This window comes from Algoriphagus sp., assembly GCF_039969895.1.
Classification (GTDB): domain Bacteria; phylum Bacteroidota; class Bacteroidia; order Cytophagales; family Cyclobacteriaceae; genus Algoriphagus.
Map to the genome: position 1 here is coordinate 1,058,515 of NZ_JBDVMZ010000012.1, position 21,066 is coordinate 1,079,580.

General features: G+C 41.4%; 14 protein-coding genes and 4 tRNA genes. 15 read left to right on the top strand and 3 right to left on the bottom strand.

Translation table 11 applies throughout. The annotated features are described in order from the left end of the window. The first annotated feature begins 255 nt into the window (after nucleotides 1-255). Complete coding sequence (locus ABJH64_RS10690) at nucleotides 256-2,913, top strand: DUF5686 and carboxypeptidase regulatory-like domain-containing protein (RefSeq protein ID WP_348275466.1); 2,658 nt, start codon at nucleotides 256-258, stop codon at nucleotides 2,911-2,913. A 52-nt stretch (nucleotides 2,914-2,965) separates the two neighbouring features. On the opposite strand, the gene frr is transcribed toward ABJH64_RS10690, so the two are convergent. The 3 genes from frr to ABJH64_RS10705 form a co-directional block, all read right to left on the bottom strand. Next, on the bottom strand, nucleotides 2,966-3,526 hold the full coding sequence (gene frr / locus ABJH64_RS10695; RefSeq protein WP_348275467.1) for a ribosome recycling factor: 561 nt from the start codon (nucleotides 3,524-3,526) through the stop codon (nucleotides 2,966-2,968). Between the two features lie 12 nt (nucleotides 3,527-3,538). Then, nucleotides 3,539-4,249: a UMP kinase gene (pyrH, locus tag ABJH64_RS10700; protein ID WP_348275468.1), complete on the bottom strand. Its 711-nt coding sequence runs from the start codon at nucleotides 4,247-4,249 to the stop codon at nucleotides 3,539-3,541. A 274-nt stretch (nucleotides 4,250-4,523) separates the two neighbouring features. Then, entirely contained in the window at nucleotides 4,524-5,018 is a 495-nt protein-coding gene (locus ABJH64_RS10705) for an acetyl-CoA carboxylase biotin carboxyl carrier protein subunit (RefSeq protein WP_348275469.1), read from the bottom strand. A gap of 66 nt (nucleotides 5,019-5,084) precedes the next feature. On the opposite strand from ABJH64_RS10705, the gene ABJH64_RS10710 reads away from it, so the two are divergent. From ABJH64_RS10710 to rpoC, 14 genes are all read left to right on the top strand, one after another. Beyond that, nucleotides 5,085-7,712: a M1 family metallopeptidase gene (locus ABJH64_RS10710; RefSeq protein WP_348275470.1), complete on the top strand. Its 2,628-nt coding sequence runs from the start codon at nucleotides 5,085-5,087 to the stop codon at nucleotides 7,710-7,712. A 150-nt stretch (nucleotides 7,713-7,862) separates the two neighbouring features. Further along, nucleotides 7,863-7,945, top strand: a tRNA-Tyr gene (locus ABJH64_RS10715). 159 nt (nucleotides 7,946-8,104) lie between these two features. Then, nucleotides 8,105-8,177: transfer RNA gene (locus ABJH64_RS10720), tRNA-Gly, on the top strand. A 44-nt stretch (nucleotides 8,178-8,221) separates the two neighbouring features. Then, nucleotides 8,222-8,293, top strand: a tRNA-Thr gene (locus ABJH64_RS10725). A 64-nt stretch (nucleotides 8,294-8,357) separates the two neighbouring features. Beyond that, nucleotides 8,358-9,545 carry an elongation factor Tu gene (gene tuf / locus ABJH64_RS10730; RefSeq protein ID WP_348275471.1) on the top strand — a complete coding sequence of 396 codons (1,188 nt, stop codon included), beginning with the start codon at nucleotides 8,358-8,360 and terminating at the stop codon, nucleotides 9,543-9,545. Between the two features lie 118 nt (nucleotides 9,546-9,663). Continuing rightward, nucleotides 9,664-9,737, top strand: a tRNA-Trp gene (locus ABJH64_RS10735). A gap of 16 nt (nucleotides 9,738-9,753) precedes the next feature. After that, the gene (gene secE, locus ABJH64_RS10740; RefSeq protein ID WP_086543367.1) at nucleotides 9,754-9,942 is read left to right on the top strand and encodes a preprotein translocase subunit SecE; all 189 of its coding nucleotides are present in this window, start codon (nucleotides 9,754-9,756) and stop codon (nucleotides 9,940-9,942) included. Nucleotides 9,943-9,960: 18 nt separating this feature from the next. Beyond that, nucleotides 9,961-10,518: a transcription termination/antitermination protein NusG gene (nusG, locus tag ABJH64_RS10745; RefSeq protein WP_348275472.1), complete on the top strand. Its 558-nt coding sequence runs from the start codon at nucleotides 9,961-9,963 to the stop codon at nucleotides 10,516-10,518. Nucleotides 10,519-10,521: 3 nt separating this feature from the next. Then, entirely contained in the window at nucleotides 10,522-10,965 is a 444-nt protein-coding gene (gene rplK / locus ABJH64_RS10750; protein ID WP_348275473.1) for a 50S ribosomal protein L11, read from the top strand. 10 nt (nucleotides 10,966-10,975) lie between these two features. Then, nucleotides 10,976-11,674, top strand: a complete 699-nt coding sequence (gene rplA / locus ABJH64_RS10755; RefSeq protein ID WP_348275474.1) for a 50S ribosomal protein L1 — start codon at nucleotides 10,976-10,978, stop codon at nucleotides 11,672-11,674. Nucleotides 11,675-11,676: 2 nt separating this feature from the next. Next, complete coding sequence (gene rplJ / locus ABJH64_RS10760) at nucleotides 11,677-12,219, top strand: 50S ribosomal protein L10 (protein WP_348275475.1); 543 nt, start codon at nucleotides 11,677-11,679, stop codon at nucleotides 12,217-12,219. A gap of 42 nt (nucleotides 12,220-12,261) precedes the next feature. Beyond that, the gene (gene rplL, locus ABJH64_RS10765) at nucleotides 12,262-12,642 is read left to right on the top strand and encodes a 50S ribosomal protein L7/L12 (protein ID WP_348275476.1); all 381 of its coding nucleotides are present in this window, start codon (nucleotides 12,262-12,264) and stop codon (nucleotides 12,640-12,642) included. 156 nt (nucleotides 12,643-12,798) lie between these two features. Continuing rightward, the gene (gene rpoB / locus ABJH64_RS10770; RefSeq protein ID WP_348298968.1) at nucleotides 12,799-16,674 is read left to right on the top strand and encodes a DNA-directed RNA polymerase subunit beta; all 3,876 of its coding nucleotides are present in this window, start codon (nucleotides 12,799-12,801) and stop codon (nucleotides 16,672-16,674) included. A 48-nt stretch (nucleotides 16,675-16,722) separates the two neighbouring features. Beyond that, nucleotides 16,723-21,036, top strand: coding sequence for a DNA-directed RNA polymerase subunit beta' (gene rpoC, locus ABJH64_RS10775; RefSeq protein WP_348298970.1), 4,314 nt, complete (start codon nucleotides 16,723-16,725; stop codon nucleotides 21,034-21,036). Nucleotides 21,037-21,066: the final 30 nt, after the last annotated feature.

Genomic DNA, 21,066 nt, shown 5'->3' on the forward strand with positions numbered 1-21,066 from the left:
AGCTTAATGAGCAATGACCCTTACTGTTTCTGTTTCTAAGATTAGCTTGTGCTACATTGCTCCTAATTCCAATCTGGCAGAACTGCAGATGATTATTCAAAAAGTTTTCCATCATCACCTTCAATCTTATCCCAAAAATAATCACTTGAAGTGTGTTGCTTACATTTAGCTAAACTTCCTAAATCATCTTAAAACCTGTAGAAAGTAAAGCTCGTTTTTCAAAAGCTATTTAACTTGAGTTACAAACCGACTTTTATGAAAAGACAAGTACTATTAACCTTTGTAGTCAGTATTTCTTTGGTTACATTTTTTTTTAGCAAGTCCAGCGAAGCACAGGGGATCAGAGGAAAAGTGACCACAACCGATGGTGAGCCCCTGGCATTTGCTTCAGTTTATATTCGGAATCTTGGAGACGGTGTACCTACCAACGAAGAAGGTAACTACGAATACAAGCTTCCCAAAGGTGTATATGATGTGCTTGTGCAGTACCTAGGGTATAAATCGCAACTCGAGACTATTGTCGTCACGGATGCTTATGTAGTAAAGGACTTTGTGCTGAAGCCTCAGGATTATACGTTGGCAGAAGTGGAAGTGAGGGCAGGAGCGGAAGATCCCGCTCTCACTATCATGCGAAAAGCCATAGCAAAAGCGAAATACCACCGACCTCAGATTCAAAAGTACAGCATGACAGTCTATCTCAAAGGAACCGGGAAGCTGACAGATGCACCTTTTTTTCTTGAAAAAACTATTGAAAAAGAAGGATTCAAGCTGAACGAAGCTTACACCTCCGAATCTGTATCCAGGATCACTTTTTCTCAGCCCAATAAAGTGGAAGAAAAAGTGATTTCTATCCGTACCAATGGGGACAATCAATCCACCTCCCCAGCACCGTACATTCAAACTACGTTCTATCAGGAGAAAATAAACGGGATTATTTCACCGCTTTCCAGGTCAGCATTTCAGTATTATCGGTTTAAATACGAAGGAAGTTTCTTTGATCAGGACGTGATGGTGAGCAAAATCAAAGTGACTCCAAGATCTCGCGGAGAACAGGTTTTTGAGGGTTTCATTTATATCATTGAGGATTTGTGGGCTATTCATAGCTTGAATCTTCAGACTTCTTTATTGGGATTTCAGATTCAAGTCAAACAACAATTTGCTCCAGTTGCCGAGAACGTATGGATGCCGCTCACTCATACTTATGACTTTGGCGGAAAAATGCTTGGTTTTGAGGGTGATTTCAAATACCTAGCTTCGACTCGAGATTATGAGATAGAACTCAATCCTGATTTGGAGCTGGTGCCAGAGATCATCGATGAAAAGGTGCAAGAGGTGCCGGAGGAAGCTGTGAAATTTGATAAATCAGTTTCAGCATTAGAGCAGCTTGCCTCTGAGGAACCTAAAACGCGTAAGGAATATCGCAAATTGCTGAATGAATACGAGAAGGAATCTCGGGAAGAACTGAAGCAACCGGAAGTGATCCAAGAAAGCTATTATGAGGTAGATTCCATGGCCAAAAAATATAATCAGGCGTATTGGGATAGCATCAGGCCAGTGCCATTGACTGAAAGTGAAATTCTGGGCTATCAGCGAGACGATAGCTTGGCTACTGTAGAAGTAGCCAAAATGAGTGATGTGGACTCCATAGCGAAAAAGGCAAAACGGAAATTGAAGCCACTCGATTTCATGAATGGCGGTACATACTCGATGGGAAATGGTGTTTCGCTAGGTTTCAAGCAGAATTGGACAAAGATTTCCTTTAATACTGTAGAGGGGGCCAAACTGGGAATGGGTTTGTTTTACAGAAAAGAAATTAACACCAAAATGGCGGATAGCGTAACCGTTTTGCGGAAAAGCTTTAACATCGAGCCTGAACTTCGCTATGGTTTTTCCAGTAATCGATTCTATGGGAAAGTTGATTTCCGCTGGTCCAGCACACAGCAGCTTTCTGGAAGGACCTACGGGATGAGGGGCGGAAGGTATATCTATCAGTTCAATGGCGGTGAACCAATCAATGAACAGGTGAATGCGCTCTATTCCTTGTTTTTTCGTCAAAACTACATGAAACTTTTTGAGCAAAGTTTTGCACAAGCCTATTGGGCCCATCGAGTGAATGGCGGGATTACTTATCGGGTAAATATGACTTACGCCCATCGAAATGAACTGTTCAATACTAATAATTACAGCTTCTACAATAAAGAAGGGCGAACTTATTCTTCCAATCAGCCGGAAAATGTGGAAGCAGACCCCAGTTCTTTTGCCGATCATGATATTCTAAAATTAAATACTGAGCTAGAGTGGCGGCCTGGAATCAAATATGGAATTAGAAATGGTAGAAAATATCCTCTGACGGAACGATCACCGCTTGTCAAGGTAGCTTACACCAAAGCATTTGGTGGGATTAGTGGAGATGGAACAGCATCTGATTTCGATCATTTGGAGTTGGGAATTCAGCATGATTACACCTTTGGGGTTAGCGGAAAGTTGGATTTTAATCTTTCGGTAGGAGCATTTTTGTCCAATGACCAAGTTTATTTTCCAGATTTCCAGCATTTTGGTGGGAATAGGACCATCTTTTCCAACTTTGGTCCAGCTTCGAACTACCGCTTTATGGATTATTATAAGTACAGCACAAACTCGAAGTATTTCTCAGGAATTGTCCATTATCAGTTCAGGAAATTCATTTTCACTCAGTTGCCTATGTTGAGGTTCTCAGGAGTTCGGGAGAACATTTTCTTCAATTATCTGAAGACAGATAACTCACCAAATTATTGGGAAGTTGGGTATTCGTTGGATAACCTGTTTAGAATCTTCCGTGTGGAAATGGGAGCAGGATTTGAAGATGCGAAATTCCTTCGCGGTGGCGTAAGATTTGGGATTGCTACTTTTATCCAGATAAGCGGTGGAGATTAAGTGGAAAAATGACCATAAAAAAACCCGGCTTTAAACCGGGTTTTTTTTGGATTTAGACTTTCATAATGTCTTGTTCTTTTTTCGCCAAGAGCTCGTCTATTTTGGCTGAAAACTGATCTGTCAGCTTCTGCACCACGTCTTCAGCGCGTTTGATTTCATCTTCTGGTGCTCCGTCTTTTTGTAGCTTTTTCAGTTCGTCATTGATATCTTTTCGGACAGTTCTCAGAGAGATTTTTCCTCCATCACATTCATGTTTTGCTTGCTTCACCAAGTTAATACGTCTTTCCTCAGTGAGTGCAGGAATGGTGAGAATGATCACTTCACCGTTGTTTTGTGGAGCAAGCCCCAGGTCTGAATTGATGATTGCTTTTTCAATCTCAGAGATCATCGAGCGTTCAAAAGGCTTGATAGAAAGCGTACGTGCATCAGGGGTATTGATCGATGAAACTTGGCTAAGGGGAGTGTTTGCCCCATAATATTGTACCAAGATCCCGTCGAGTAGATTAGGCATAGCCTTACCCGCACGGATTTTCAATAGCTCTGCAGAAGTATGATTTACTGCTTTCTGCATTAATTCTTTTGCCTCGTCTAAGTATAATTCGATTTCTTCCATGATTTTTTAAACTTAAAGTGAAGTGATCAAAGTTCCTATTTCCTCTCCCTGAACCAATTTTTTTAAGTTTCCTGCCAGATTCATGTCAAATACGATGATCGGAAGGTTGTTCTCCTGGCACAGGGTAAAGGCTGTCATGTCCATGACATTAAGGTTCTTTTCATATACTTCGTGAAAGGAAATAGTTGTGTATTTGGTAGCTTCGGGATCTTTTTCCGGGTCGGCAGTGTAAACTCCGTCCACTCGAGTACCTTTCAGTACGATATCTGCCTCTACTTCTATGGCTCTCAAGCTGGCTGTAGAATCGGTCGTGAAATAAGGGTTGCCGATTCCTGCACCGAAAATCACAATTCGACCTTTCTCTAAGTGGCGTATGGCTCTCCTGCGAATGAAAGGTTCGCAAACGCTTTCGATTTTGATACCAGACATCAAGCGAGTGTACATGCCACCCTGTTCCAACGCACTTTGCAGTGCCATGGCATTGATTAAGGTAGCGAGCATACCCATGTAGTCACCTTGTACTCGGTCTATTCCGGATGATTCTGCCTGCACACCTCTGAAAATATTGCCGCCTCCGATTACGATCGCAATTTCCACTCCCATGTCATGTACTTTTTTGATCTCCTCTGTGTATTGTTGAAGTCTTACTGGGTCGATTCCATAATTCTTATCTCCCATTAGTGCTTCGCCACTGAGTTTGAGCAGTATTCTCTTGTATTTCATCTGTTTACGATTGATTTTTATAGTCAGCTGGAATTTCGCATGGCTGATGTTCTATCCCGTGTTTTACGTTCAGAGCCATGTTTGATTTCAATTGTTGTGAGTTGTCTTTCAAAGGGTTTTCTCGCTAATGTTTCTGTCAATTGAAACCTGCTGTCTTTCGATTAGGAAAAAAAAACAGTAGCGTATTCATTGGAACTAGATCGGGCTTATCCCACATTGCTCAAAATAATCCGACAAATATAATTTCTTCAACTCATTATGCTAAGGATAAAAGCTAAAATTGGATTAAGACTTGGTTTTTTTCTACGCTTTGATTTAGAGAAACTTTCACCGCTTTCACTACACCGTCACCTGGAGATTTAAGGATGTTTTCCATTTTCATGGCTTCCAATATTAAAATGACATCTCCTTTTTTGACTTCATCCCCTGGTTTTATTTTCAGGTCGAGTATCAGTCCTGGCATAGGTGCTTTGATTTCTTTTAAAGCTTGGGAGGCTGAATTATTCATTCCCATTTGCTCTAAAAGCAAGTCAAATCTATCCTTGATTTGCACGTTGGTGATTGTAGTCCCCAGCTTGATTTGGATGGTTTTGGCTTCTTTGTCAATAGAAATTAATTCTGCTTCCAATGATTTATGGTCGTGGACCAGGTGGATTTTTCGATCTGAGATCCACTGAAGATCCCACTTGACTGCTTTGTTATTGACGTGGATGGCCTCGTCGGTTTTTTCAACCGAATAGCTTTTATTTAAGATGGTTACTGTAAACATTCCTATTAATTTGAAGCCGAATATACAATTTCCCTTAAAAGGGACCCTTTTTAGTACCTAATAAATATGAAGTACCTACCTGTAATCAAATTAGAAGTTAAGTGGTATCCGATACTAGGCTACCTGGTTTTTTGGGCACTTTTTACCATTTCATGTAAATCTAAACAGTTCTCCGAAGCGGATAAAGTGCAGGTCCAGCAGGAGGATATGCTCAAAGAAGGGGCAGCTAAGGAGAATTTGAGAAATCTTGAATTAGAGAAGGAACAGGCTATAGAAAGTTATAGACCGTCAGCTAAGAAAGATTTTGACATACTCCATACTGACCTGGATCTATCTTTTGATTACCAAAATCAAGTAGTGATTGGAACAGCTGAATTGACAATTAAGCCTTTTTTCTACCCAAGTAAAGAGCTAGTGCTAGATGCGCAGGACTTTGAATTGGAAGAGATTTTTTATCAACATAGGGGAAATCTAGTCTCTGTGCCATACGATTACGAAGTCGAAAAACTTCACATTCACTTACCGACGGAATTAAGTAGATCAGATACTTTTCAAATTTCCCTTCAGTACAAAGCTTTTCCTGAACGTAACACGGGAGGTGGAAGTGAAGCCATCACCGACACCAAAGGCCTTTATTTCATTGATCCCCTAGATACGGTGCCGGATAAACCTACCATGATCTGGACGCAGGGTGAGACAGCACATAATTCTAAGTGGTTTCCTACCATTGACTCTCCCAATGAAAAATTCACCCAGCTTATCAAACTGACTGTGGCTGACACTTTAGTGACCATAGGGAACGGGGAATTGATAAAGCAGGAGGATCTTGGAGGAGGCCTGAGAAAGGATTACTGGGAGATGAAACTTCCGCATTCGGCCTATTTAGCGGCTTTTGCTATTGGGGATTTTGGAAAAGTGGAAGCGGCATGGAAGGAAATTCCATTGGGGTATTATGTGGAAAAAGGCTACGAAAAAGGTGCCGCCAAAGTATTTCAGCATACTCCTGAAATGATTGGTTTTTTTTCGGAATTGATTGGCGTGAGGTATCCATGGCCCAAATATGACCAGATAGTGGTCCGGGATTTTGTGTCTGGAGCAATGGAAAATACTACGGCTTCCATTTTCATGGAAGAGTTGAGAATGACTGAACGTGAGGCCATTGACTCCGAAATGGATTATATAATTGCGCACGAGCTGTTCCATCAGTGGTTTGGAGATTATGTGACCACGGAGTCATGGTCAAACCTCACGCTGAATGAAGGATTTGCCAACTACAGTGAGTTTCTTTGGAATGAATACAAATATGGAAAAGATGAGGCTAAGCTGAAGTTAATAGCAGAAACTGAAAGTTATTTTCTGGAAGCTAAAACAACTCAAGTGGACTTGATTCGATTTGAATATGACAATGCAGAAGATATGTTTGACTCGCATAGCTATTCCAAAGGTGGTGCGATCATGCACATGCTCCGCGAGTACCTGGGTGCTGAGGCATTTTATGAAGGACTTAAGTATTATCTGACTAGGCACGCATTCGAGAATGTAGAAGTACATGACCTTCGGATGGCTTTCGAAGAGATTAGTGGACAAGATTTGAATTGGTTTTTTAATCAATGGTTCTTGGCAAAGGGGCATCCAGAGCTCAAATTTGAAGTCAATTATTCTGATCCCAGTGCTATTGTAATTTCCGTTGAACAGCTTCAGGATCTGACGAAAGCGCCGCTTTACCAACTTCCTTTGGAAGTGAGTTGGTATGAGGACAATGAGCGCAAAAGCAAGGAATTTATTGTGAATAAAGCTTCTCAGCAATTTGAATTGAAGAATGAACTGCCGATCAGTTTGGTGTTGTTAGATGAGGAGAAAAATCTACTTGCAGAAAGTACCCTAGCTAGAAGTCCTGAACAAATGCGAGAGCAATTCAGAGTTTCCCAATTTGGAATCGCTAGGTATGAGGCATTAGATAGTTTGGCTTCTTGGGAAGCAGTGACAGAATTGGAATCGATTATAGACGAGGCACTGGAGGATGAGTTTTGGTCTATACGTGAATCGGCATTGTCAATCCTGCAAGGTTATCCCGAATGGTTAAGCGACACGCCAGAGCTAGCTCAGAAAGTTGCTCAAATGGCTGAATCTGATGAGAGAAACTCTGTACGAGCAGGAGCACTCGATGTGCTATCTTCTTTTTCTCCAGACTCGTATTATACTACATTTTTAACCTTGGCTGAGGACTCTTCCTATTTGGTGGCAAGTTCGGCATTGATGGGACTAGTGAGTATGGAGTCGGGCAAGGTAGGGCTGGCAGAGATAGAACGCTTTGCTTCAGAGCGTAATTTCCGAATGGTCATCCCTGTGGCAGATTATTACATCACACAGACTATACTTGGTAAAGGAGACTGGTTTATAGAGCAGGCTACAAGAATGTCTGGGGAAGGCTTGTATTATTTTTTAGGCTATTTCTCAGAATATTTCATCCGATATCCAGAAGAAGGCGAAAGTCGGGCTGTTGATTTATTATTGGATAAAATGGAAAATGATACTCGAAGCTATATCCGTTTAGGTGCTTTTCAAGGTCTATTAGGCTTTGGTACCAACGGCGAAATTTTAACAAGAATTAATGATGTCGCCGTCAAAGAAAAGGATAGTGAGTTGATAATGTATTACAAGTACTTCCTAGAGTCTTCGGATGAAGAAAATTAATCTATTGATTTATAAATGTTTGGAAATAAAATGTGTAAAATCTCATCAAATTTGAAATACATGTTTTGCTTCTTTGATAAAAGCCTCTAATTTTGCCATCCGTTACGATAGAAAAGCCCGAGAGTAAGGCTCAAAAATCTAACGCTAGTTGGGGGAATACCAAAGCGGCCAACTGGGACGGACTGTAAATCCGTTGACTTAAGTCTTCATAGGTTCGAATCCTATTTCCCCCACACCATTGTCCAAATGCAAAATTTTATCTAATTTTGCAGGGCGAAAAAGAGTTTGGATATGTTCATACTCAAATGGAAGTAGCTCTCCAAAGTAGTATCAATGAATGATATACTTAGAGGTAGAGCGGCCAGAGATGGTTTCATCTCGAAAGATTACAAGCGGGAGTAGCTCAGTTGGTAGAGCGGCAGCCTTCCAAGCTGCAGGTCGCGGGTTCGAGCCTCGTCTCCCGCTCTTTATTTTCTCCGAGGGATCTTGGAGAAAATAAAAGAGTCTAAGCCGACGTAGCTCAGGGGTAGAGTACTTCCTTGGTAAGGAAGGGGTCAGGGGTTCAAATCCCCTCGTTGGCTCATTTCGATTAAAAAGAAAAAATAATTAAATATATCTTTAAACTTAAACTGAGGATTTTCACGCATGGCAAAAGCACAATTCGACCGTTCCAAGCCGCACGTTAATATCGGTACGATTGGTCACGTAGATCATGGAAAGACCACTTTGACTGCTGCCATCACTACCGTTCTGGCTAGTAAGGGTCTATCTGAATTAAGAGACTTTTCTTCTATCGATAACGCACCAGAAGAAAAAGAAAGAGGTATCACCATTAATACCTCTCACGTAGAATACGCAACTGAAAACAGACACTACGCTCACGTAGATTGTCCAGGTCACGCTGACTACGTTAAGAACATGGTAACGGGTGCTGCCCAAATGGACGGCGCTATCCTAGTAGTAGCAGCTACAGACGGACCAATGCCTCAAACTAGAGAGCACATCCTTTTGGCTCGCCAAGTAGGTGTACCTCAGCTAGTGGTATTTATGAACAAAGTAGATATGGTTGACGATCCAGAGCTTCTTGAGCTAGTGGAAATGGAGATCAGAGAGCTACTTTCATTCTACGAATTTGACGGTGACAATATTCCAGTAATCGCAGGTTCTGCACTTGGTGCATTGAACGGTGAAGAGAAGTGGGTTGAAACTGTAATGGAATTGATGAATGCTGTTGATTCTTACATTCCTCTTCCTGAAAGAGCTGTTGATAAAGAATTCTTGATGCCTGTAGAAGATGTATTCTCGATTACTGGTCGTGGTACAGTAGCTACTGGTAGAATCGAAAGAGGTGTAATCAATTCTGGTGAGCCAGTTGACATCATCGGTATGGGTGCTGAAGGACTAAAGTCTACAGTTACTGGTGTTGAGATGTTCCGTAAGATCCTTGACAGAGGTGAAGCAGGTGATAACGTAGGTTTATTGCTAAGAGGTATTGAAAAATCGCAAATCAAACGCGGTATGATTATCTGTAAGCCAGGATCTGTGAAGCCTCACTCTCACTTCAACGCTGAAGTTTACGTTCTTTCTAAAGAAGAAGGTGGACGTCACACTCCATTCTTCAACAGATACCGTCCACAGTTCTACCTAAGAACTACAGACGTGACTGGTGAGATTTCTCTTCCTGAGAACGTTGAGATGGTTATGCCAGGTGATAACGTTACTATTGAAGTAAATCTTCTGTCTGCAGTAGCACTTGAGAAAGGTCTTCGTTTCGCTATCCGTGAGGGTGGTAGAACAGTAGGAGCTGGACAGGTTACTGAGATCCTTGACTAATTCTCAATCATTGATTGATTAAATATATAATGCGATCCCAAATTATTTTGGGATCGCATTTGTTTCTTTAGCAATCTATACCTAATTTTGCGTTCCCATTAGCGGGGCGTTCATTTACACGGGCATAGTTCAACGGCAGAATAGCGGTCTCCAAAACCGTTGATGGGAGTTCGAATCTCTCTGCCCGTGCCAGTAAGTTAAGTACACTATGAATCTGAAAAACTTTGTTCTAGAATCTTATGATGAAATGGTTAATAAGGTCACTTGGCCTAAATTCTCATTTCTTCAGAATAGTGCAGTATTGGTGTTAGTAGCTTCCTTGATCTTCGCTTTATTTATAGGTGTGGTAGATCTGGGTTTCGAAAACATCATGAAATGGTTTTATGATTTGTTCTAATTGAATTGACATTACAGAATGGCTGAACATAAATGGTACGTACTCAGAGTAGTAGCGGGACAGGAGAAAAAAACTAAAACCTATTTGGATAATGAAATTGCCAGACAGGATATTGGTACTTTTATTCCTGAAGTCTTAATACCCTCAGAGAAAGTATATGAGATGCGCAACGGTAAAAAGCGTGTTAGAGAGAGAAATTTCTTTCCAGGCTACGTTTTAGTCAATGCAGATCTTTCAAATGGTGAGGCTAATCACGTAATTACAAGCATTCCGGGAGTGATCGGTTTCTTAGGGTCAAACTCAGGTGGGGCTTCCAAAACCCCTGAGCCGCTTCGTCAGTCAGAAATCAACCGTATTTTAGGTAAGGTTGAGGAGATTGATGAGTTCGCAGAGAAACTCGATACGCCATTCATTGTTGGGGAGACAGTCAAAGTTATGGACGGTCCTTTCAGTGGGTTTACCGGGATAATAGAGGAGATATTTGAAGAGAAGAAGAAATTGAATGTTATGGTCAAAATCTTCGGACGAAATACTCCTGTTGAATTAAACTTTATACAAGTAGAAAAACAAGACTAAGCAATGGCTAAGGAAATCACTGGTTATTTAAAACTACAAGTGAAAGGTGGCCAGGCAAACCCGTCGCCTCCAGTAGGGCCGGCTCTTGGTTCCAAGGGTCTGAACATCATGGAGTTTTGTAAGCAGTACAATGCACGTACCCAAGAGAAAATGGGTCAAGTGCTACCTGTATTGATTACTATCTACTCAGACAAGACTTTTGACTTCGTTGTTAAAACTCCTCCAGCAGCAAATCTGTTGCTAGAGGCAGCGAAAGTTAAAAGTGGATCTGCTGAGCCAAACCGTAAGAAGGTTGGATCAGTTACCTGGGATCAGGTAAGAGAAATCGCGTCGGTAAAAATGCCTGACCTTAATGCTTTCAAAGTTGAGTCTGCCATGAAAATGGTAGCTGGTACAGCAAGAAGCATGGGAATCACAGTATCTGGAAAAGCCCCTTGGGAAGTATAAATAAAAAACAATGGCTAAGTTAACAAAAAAGCAAAAAGAAGCTCTTTCTAAGTACGACCCAAGCCAAGTGTACTCCCTGGAGGCAGCTTCTACTATAGTGAAGGATATTACTTTGACGAAGTTTGACGCTTCCGTAGATCTTGACGTCCGATTGGGTGTAGATCCTCGTAAAGCTGATCAAATGGTAAGAGGCGTTGTTGCGCTTCCTCATGGTACTGGCAAAGACATCAAAGTATTGGTGCTTTGTACTCCTGACAAAATAGCAGAAGCCACTGAAGCAGGTGCAGATTACGCAGGCTTGGACGACTACATAGCAAAAATTGAAGGCGGATGGACTGACATTGATGTCATCATCACTATGCCAAACGTAATGGCGAAAGTAGGTAGATTGGGTAGAGTATTAGGACCTAGAGGTCTTATGCCAAATCCTAAATCAGGAACTGTTACTCTAGATGTAGCTAAGGCAGTAAGAGAAGTAAAGGCGGGTAAAATTGATTTCAAAGTAGATAAATTTGGAATTATTCACGCTGGCATCGGTAAGGCATCCTTCACTGCAACGCAGATAGAAGAGAATGTAAAAGAACTTATCCTTACTATTTCTAAGTTGAAGCCGTCATCATCTAAAGGAACGTATTTCAAGAGTATTCATTTATCCAGTACAATGTCTCCTGGAATTGCAGTGGACAAGGGTAGCATTCAAGGAATTTAATCATGACTAGAGACGAAAAGAAAGTAATAATCGACGGTCTTACTGAGAAATTTAAAGAAAACCCTTTCTTCTACATCACAGATGCATCAGGTTTCTCTGTAGCACAGGTGAACGCATTCAGAAGGACTTGCTACGAACGAGGAGTTGAGTACAAAGTGTACAAAAACACCTTAGTAAGTAAAGCTCTGGAAAATTTAGATGCCGACTTCTCGGAGTTGTCAGATAAAGCATTGAAAGGATTCTCTGGAATTATATTCTCAAAAGAGACGAGTAATCTTCCAGCAAATGTATTGCTGGATTTCAGAAAAAAATTAGGTAAAAAAGCAACGAAGCCAGCATTCAAAGGAGCTTCTATCGATGCAGATATTATCATCGGTGAAGAAAATCTTGAAATGCTTTCTAAGTTGAAGTCAAAGGAAGAGTTGTTAGGCGATTTGATCAGCTTGCTACAGTCTCCAGCGATGAATCTTATCTCAGCATTGCAAAGTGGCCAGAACAATATTACTGGTGTGCTTAAAACGCTTGCTGATAGAGAAGAAAAATAGTTTTAAAAAAATAATTCAAACAAATATTAAATTTCAAATACAATGGCAGATCTTACGCAACTTGCAGATCAGTTGGTAAACTTGACTGTAAAAGAGGTTAAAGAATTGACAGACATCCTTAAGGATCAGTATGGCATCGAGCCAGCTGCTGCTGGTGCAGTAGTTGTAGCAGGTGGTGCTGGTGCTGGTGAAGCTGCGGCTGAAGAAGAGAAAACGACTTTTGACGTGATCTTGAAAGCTGCTGGTGGATCAAAGCTGGCAGTCGTTAAGCTTGTTAAAGAATTGACTGGTCTTGGTCTTAAAGAGGCTAAAGAACTAGTTGATGGAGCTCCTAAAGCGTTGAAAGAAGGCGTAGCTAAGGACGAAGCAGAAGGCTTGAAGAAGTCTTTGGAAGAAGCTGGTGCTGAAGTAGAGATCAAATAATTTGCTGGACCGCAACTATTAGGTTGGGGTTCGCACCTAAGACCTGACTATTTTAGTCAGGTCTTTTCCTGTTTATGCACAGGTTTAAAATTGCATTATTTTAAGCGTAAATTGTAATTTACCGCTATTAATATTTCACCATAAACATACACTACCTTGGCTATCAAGAATCAAACCGAAAGGAAAAGTTTCTCCTCCATTAAGGTGGTCAAAACCTATCCGGATTTTCTAGATATTCAATTGCAGTCTTTCAAAGACTTTTTCCAATTGGATACACCTGCTGAAAAACGCCGGGCAGACGGTTTATTTAAAGTATTTGCAGAAAACTTCCCAATCTCTGATTCAAGAGAGAATTTTACTCTTGAATTTATTGATTATGCAGTGGATCCACCGAAATATTCGGTGAGCGAATGCATTGACCGTGGCTTGACCTACTCTGTACCGCTGAAAGCAAAGTTGAGACTACTTTGTCATGATGAGGACAATGAAGATTTCGAAACGATTGAGCAAGAAGTATTCTTAGGTAATCTTCCGTATATGACCGAGAAGGGGTCATTTGTAATTAATGGTGCAGAACGAGTTATTGTTTCACAACTTCACCGTTCTCCAGGCGTATTCTTTGCCCAAAGTAAGCATACGAACGGAACGAAACTTTACTCTGCCAGAATTATACCTTTCAAAGGTTCTTGGATCGAATTCGCAACTGACATTAACAATGTCATGTATGCTTATATCGATCGTAAAAAGAAATTCCCAGTCACTACTTTGCTTAGATCTATTGGCTATGGCTCTGACAAGGACATTCTAGATTTGTTTGGATTGTCTGAGGAAGTCAACGCTACTAAAACAGCAATGAAAAAAGTGGCAGGTCGTAAACTTGCAGCTAGGGTTCTTAGAACATGGGTAGAAGATTTCGTTGATGAGGACACTGGTGAGGTGGTTTCCATTGATAGAAATGAAGTCCTGCTAGAGCGTGATACCGTTCTTTCAGACGAAGACATTGAAATGATTTTGGAATCAGGCTCGAAGAGCATTATTCTCCATAGAGAAGATGTGAACGTAGCCGATTACTCTATTATTTATAATACACTTCAAAAAGATAGCTCCAACTCTGAAAAAGAAGCTGTTGAAGTTATCTACCGTCAGTTGAGAAATACGGAAGCTCCTGATGAGTCCACAGCTCGCGAGGTGATTCATAGTTTGTTCTTCTCTGACAAACGTTATGATCTGGGAGAAGTTGGTCGTTATAGAATCAATAAGAAGCTAGGTCTTGACATCGATTCAACTAAAATTGTCCTTACTAAGGAAGATATCATCCATATCGTTAAATACCTCATTGGTCTTATTAACTCTAAGGCTGTGGTCGATGATATAGATCACTTAAGCAATAGAAGAGTAAGAACTGTAGGTGAACAACTTTACAGTCAATTCGGTGTAGGTCTTGCCAGAATGTCGAGAACTATCCGTGAAAGAATGAACGTACGTGACAATGAAGACTTCAAACCAGTCGATTTGATTAACGCTCGTACCCTTTCTTCTGTGATCAATTCCTTCTTCGGAACGAACCAACTTTCTCAGTTTATGGATCAAACCAATCCTTTGGCTGAGTTGACCCACAAGAGAAGACTTTCAGCTTTGGGTCCAGGAGGTTTGTCTAGAGAAAGAGCAGGATTTGAGGTTCGAGATGTACACTACACACACTACGGTCGTCTGTGTACTATTGAAACACCAGAAGGTCCAAACATTGGTTTGATTTCTTCCCTTTGTGTTCATGCGAAAGTGAACTCTATGGGCTTCCTTGAGACTCCTTATCGTAAAGTGAAGGATGGCAAAGCAAGTATGAAAGCTGAGGATGTTCTTTTCCTTACTGCCGAAGAAGAAGATGATCATAATATTGCTCAGGCAAATGCGCCATTGGATGAAAATGGTAAGTTTATCAACGAAAAAGTGAAAGCGAGATTTGAAGGTGACTTCCCTGTATTGGAGCCTTCTGAGATCACTTACATGGACGTTGCACCTAATCAAATTGTATCAGTTGCTGCATCATTGATTCCATTCCTGGAGCATGATGATGCAAACCGTGCATTGATGGGATCTAACATGCAGCGCCAGGCAGTTCCTTTGTTGAAGGCAGAAGCACCTATCGTAGGTACTGGCCTTGAGGCAAAAGCAGCCGTGGATTCTAGATCACTTATCATCGCAGAAGCTAGCGGCGTAGTAGATTATGTAGATGCTAAGAAAATTGTTATTAAATACGATCTTTCTGACGATGAATTATTAGTGAATTTCACTGATGAGTATAAGTCTTATGATTTGATCAAATTCAGAAGAACTAACCAAGACACTACTATCAACCTCACTCCTTTGGTCCTTAAAGGACAAAAAGTGAAAAAGGGTCAGGTACTAGTAGAAGGATATTCTACTAATAACGGTGAGCTAGCTCTTGGTAAAAACCTGAAGGTGGCTTATATGCCATGGCAAGGATACAACTTTGAGGATGCGATCGTAATCTCTGAGCGAGTAGTAAGAGAAGATATTTTCACTTCTATCCACGTAGAAGAATTCCAGCTGGAAGTTCGTGATACAAAGAGAGGTGAAGAAGAATTGACCTCAGAAATCCCTAACGTCTCTGAAGAAGCAGTTAAGAATCTTGATGAGCATGGTATCATCGCGATTGGAGCTGAAGTGAAAGAAGGCGATATCATCATCGGTAAGATCACTCCAAAAGGAGAGACTGATCCTACTCCAGAAGAAAAACTGCTTAGAGCAATCTTCGGTGATAAGGCGGGTGACGTGAAAGACGCTTCTTTGAAAGCTTCACCTTCATTGAACGGTGTTGTAATTGAAACGAAGCTTTTCGCTAGACCAAAGAAAGACAAGGACGTGAGAGCTAAGGCGAAGGCTGAAGTAGAGAAACTGAAAGGTAGATATTCCAAAGATTTGTTGGGCCTTAGAGCTCGCATGATCAATAAAATGGTCACTATCCTTGATGGAAAAACTTCTCAAGGTGTTAAGCATAAGTTCGGTGATGAGATCATCTCGAAAGGACAGAAGTTCAACCAGAAGAATATTGAGAATAATCTTTTCCCTGCTAAGAACCCTTACAGAGATGAGAGTAATTACAATGTTCCGGAAGAGGCTAACCTTATTTCTGACATCGTTCTTGACGATTGGACAAATGATCCTCATACCAACGAGTTGATCGTTCAATTGGTGAAAAACTTCATCAATTCAAGAAACGAAATCGCTGGAACATTCAAGCGAGAAAGATTCACACTTGAAGTAGGTGATGAACTTCCTGCAGGTATCGTTCAGCTTGCCAAAGTGTACATCGCCAAAAAGCGTAAGCTTAAAGTAGGTGATAAGATGGCAGGTCGTCACGGTAACAAAGGTATCGTTGCTAGAATCGTAAGAGATGAGGATATGCCATTCCTAGAGGATGGAACCCCTATGGATATTGTATTGAATCCACTTGGTGTACCTTCTCGAATGAACATCGGCCAGATCTTCGAAACTGTTTTGGCCTGGGCTGGACAGGTACTTGATAAAAAATATGCTACACCAATCTTTGATGGTGCTTCTATGGAAGAAGTAGCTCACGAATTGGAATTGGCAGGTTTGCCAGCTTATGGTCGTACTTATCTATACGATGGTCTTTCGGGTGTGAAATTCGATCAACCAATCACAGTAGGTATTGCTTATATGCTGAAACTTGGTCACTTGGTAGATGATAAGATGCACGCACGTTCGATCGGACCATACTCTTTGATCACGCAGCAGCCATTAGGTGGTAAGGCCCAGTTTGGTGGTCAGCGTTTTGGAGAGATGGAAGTGTGGGCACTGGAGGCATTCGGTGCATCTCACGTACTTCAGGAGATCCTGACAGTGAAGTCTGATGACGTAATCGGTAGAGCAAAAGCTTATGAAGCGATTGTGAAGGGTGAAAACCTTCCTAAGCCTAATATTCCTGAGTCATTCAACGTATTGGTTCATGAGTTGAGAGGTTTAGCTCTTGAAATTACCTTAGATTAATAAAGCGAATGGGCTCGCAAGAGCCCTTTACATATCTTTCAAAAAACTATGGCGTTCAGAAAAAATAAAAAACTTAACAATGATTTTTCCAGAGTCACCATCAGTTTGGCTTCCCCAGAATCTATTCTGGATAGCTCAAACGGTGAAGTGACCCAGCCAGAGACCATTAATTATAGAACTTACAAGCCTGAAATGGGCGGTTTGTTCTGTGAGAGAATTTTTGGTCCTGTAAAGGATTGGGAATGTCATTGTGGCAAGTACAAGCGCATCAGGTATAAAGGTATTATCTGTGATCGCTGCGGTGTAGAGGTTACAGAGAAGAAAGTAAGAAGAGAGCGAATGGGGCATATAGAGCTGGTAGTACCAGTTGCTCACATCTGGTATTTCAAATCTCTTCCTAATAAAATCGGTTACCTTCTCGGTCTTCCAACTAAGAAACTTGATCAGATTGTCTATTACGAGCGTTATGCGGTAGTTCAGCCAGGTATCAAAGCAGAAGAGGGAGTTCAATACCTGGACTTCTTAACTGAAGATGAATACTTGGACATCATGGACAAGTTACCAAAGGAAAACCATATGCTTGACGATGATGATCCTAACAAATTCATCGCCAAAATGGGCGCTGAAGCGTTGGAGATGCTATTGGCAAGAATTGATTTGGATGATCTTTCGTACGCACTACGTCACCAGGCCGCTACTGATACTTCTCAGCAGAGAAAAGCAGAAGCACTGAAAAGATTAAAAGTAGTAGAAGCATTCCGTGATGCTAGAACCAGAATCGAAAACCGACCTGAGTGGATGGTAGTTCGCATGGTTCCGGTTATCCCACCTGAATTGCGTCCATTGGTTCCTTTGGATGGCGGTCGTTTTGCGACTTCCGATTTAAATGACCTATACAGAAGAGTTATCATCAGAAACAACCGTTTGAAGCGTTTGATCGATATCAAAGCTCCAGAGGTGATTTTGAGAAACGAAAAAAGAATGCTCCAGGAAGCTGTGGACTCTTTATTCGATAACTCTAGAAAAGTAAATGCGGTAAGATCTGATGGAAACCGTGCCTTGAAATCCCTTTCTGATATGTTGAAAGGTAAGCAAGGTCGATTCCGCCAAAACTTGCTCGGTAAGCGTGTGGATTACTCCGGTCGTTCGGTGATCGTGGTCGGACCTGAGTTGAAGCTTCACGAGTGTGGTCTTCCTAAAAATATGGCTGCTGAGCTTTTCAAGCCTTTTATCATCAGAAAACTGATCGAGAGAGGAATTGTAAAGACAGTAAAGTCAGCAAAGAAAATTGTGGATCGTAAAGATCCTGTGGTTTGGGATATTTTGGAAAATGTACTAAAAGGACACCCAGTGCTCCTTAACCGTGCACCTACGCTTCACAGATTAGGTATCCAAGCTTTCCAGCCAAAACTAATTGAAGGAAAAGCTATCCAGCTTCACCCATTGGTATGTACTGCATTCAACGCCGATTTTGACGGTGATCAGATGGCGGTTCACGTACCGCTTGGACATGAGGCCATTTTGGAAGCTTCTACTTTGATGCTTTCTTCTCACAACATTCTTAACCCAGCAAACGGAGCTCCGATTACTGTACCTTCTCAGGACATGGTATTGGGTCTATATTACGTAACTAAGGGTAAGAAATCTACTCCTGAAGAGGTAGTAGCTGGTGAAGGGATGACTTTTTACAGCACGGAAGAAGTGATAATCGCAATGAATGAGGAGAAAATCTCTAAGCATGCGAATATCAAGTGCAAAGTACAAGTTAGAACTGAAGATGGAGGTTACAAAGATGAAATCATCGAGACCGTAGCTGGTCGTTTGATTTTTAATCAGTTTGTTCCAAAAGAAGTAGGCTATGTAAATGAGCTTTTGACTAAGAAAAAACTTCAGCAGATCATTGCTAAGGTGGTTAAAGTTTGTGGAATGTCGCGTACTGCACAGTTCTTGGATGATATCAAAAATCTTGGATTCCAGATGGCCTACAAAGGTGGTCTATCCATGGGCTTAAATGATGTAATTATCCCAGAACAAAAAGAGCCGATGATTAATAAGGCCAAAGAGGAAGTAGATCAAGTATGGAACAACTACCTAATGGGTCTGATCACGGATAATGAAAGATATAACCAAGTAATTGATATCTGGACTCGTACCAACTCTCATTTGACAAATGATCTAATGAGACAAATGGAAGAGGATAAGCAAGGATTCAATGCCATCTATATGATGATGCACTCTGGAGCCCGAGGTTCTAGAGAACAAATTCGTCAGCTAGGCGGTATGAGAGGCTTGATGGCTAAGCCACAGAAAAACCTTCAAGGTTCTGTAGGTGAGATCATTGAAAACCCTATCCTTTCCAACTTCAAAGAAGGTCTAGATGTATTAGAGTACTTCATCTCTACTCACGGTGCACGTAAAGGTCTTGCCGATACTGCATTGAAAACAGCTGATGCGGGTTACCTCACCAGACGACTGGTGGACGTAGCTCAGGACATGATTATTACAGAAGATGATTGTGGTAGTTTGAGAGGCTTATTAGTTCAGCCTTTGCGTGACAATGACGATATCGTTGAGCCACTTTCTGAAAGAATTGTAGGTAGAGTATCAGTTCATGATATTTATAACCCAGCTACGGATGAGTTGATCATTGAATCAGGAGAGATGATCAGTGACGAAGTAGCGCAACTTATTGACGAGGTTGGCATAGATGAAGTTGAGATTAGATCTGTATTGACTTGCGAAACTCGTAGAGGAGTTTGTGGAAAATGCTACGGCAAAAACCTTACTTCTTCTGGTCATATTGTCCAGACTGGAGAGTCAGTAGGCGTGATCGCTGCGCAGTCCATCGGAGAGCCAGGAACTCAGCTTACATTGAGAACTTTCCACGTAGGTGGTACTGCATCCAATATGGCCGTAGAGGCTAGTGTGATCGCTAAATTTGACGGGGTGGTAGAATTTGACGATGAATTGAGATTGATCGAGACTACTAATAAAGATGGTGAGAGTATTACCGTTGTTATGGGTAGATCTGGTGAGATCAAAGTCAACGATGCCAAGACCGGAAAAACTTTGGTTTCAAATCATGCTCCTTATGGCGCCATGGTGAATGTGAAGGATGGTGAAAAGGTTACTAAAGGCCAGACTCTTTGCAAGTGGGATCCATACAACGCAGTTATCTTGTCAGAATTCGACGGTAAAATTGAATTCGAAGCGATTGTAGAAGGAGTTACTTATAAGGAAGTGTCCGATGATCAGACAGGTTTCCGTGAGAAAGTAATTATCGATACAAAAGATAGAACTAAGAACCCTGCAATTATTGTAAACTATGGAGAAGAGTCAAAAGGATACAACATTCCTGTAGGAGCTCACTTGGCTATTGAAGCTGGAGATAAAGTAAGATCTGGTCAGATTTTGGTTAAAATCCCAAGATCTGTTGGTAAAACAAGAGATATTACCGGTGGTCTTCCACGCGTTACCGAGTTATTCGAAGCAAGAAATCCATCCAATCCGGCTGTAGTTTCTGAGATCGACGGCGTAGTAACGTACGGTGGTATCAAGAGAGGTAATAGAGAGATCATCATCGAATCCAAAGATGGTGTGATCAAGAAATATATGGTGTCTCTATCCAAGCATATTCTGGTTCAGGAGAATGATTTCATCAGAGCTGGCGAGCCACTCTCTGACGGAGCAATCACTCCTAACGATATCTTGGCGATCAAAGGACCAACAGCTGTCCAAGAGTACTTGGTGAACGAAATTCAGGAAGTTTACCGACTTCAGGGTGTGAAAATCAACGATAAGCATATCGAGGTGATCGTATCGCAGATGATGCAGAAAGTTGAAATCCTTGATGCTGGTGATACTGGGTTCCTGCAAAATCAAGTAGTGGATAAGTGGGCGTTCAGAGAGGAGAATGATAATATTCTTGACCGTAAAGTAGTGATGGATGCAGGTGATTCTTCTACGTTGAAGCCTGGTATGATTATCTCCGCGAGAAGATTGAGAGATGAGAATTCAAGCTTGAAGCGTAAGGATCTGAAGTTGGTACAAGTACGTGATGCGGAGACTGCGGTTTCTAAGCCTACATTACAGGGTATCACTGCGGCATCTTTAGGTACTGAGTCATTTATCTCTGCAGCTTCTTTCCAAGAGACCACTAAGGTGCTTTCTGAAGCAGCGATTAGAGGTAAGCGAGATGAGTTGAAAGGTCTGAAAGAAAACGTAATCGTTGGTCACTTGATTCCTGCCGGTACTGGTCAGAGAAGATTGCAACCAATCATCGTTGGATCTCAAGAAGAATATGAGAAGCTTTCAGAAAACATGGAGCGTAACACTAAAAGATCTAGCGAAGCAATCCTGTAATATTCTAATAAATTAATTTAAAAGGCCTGT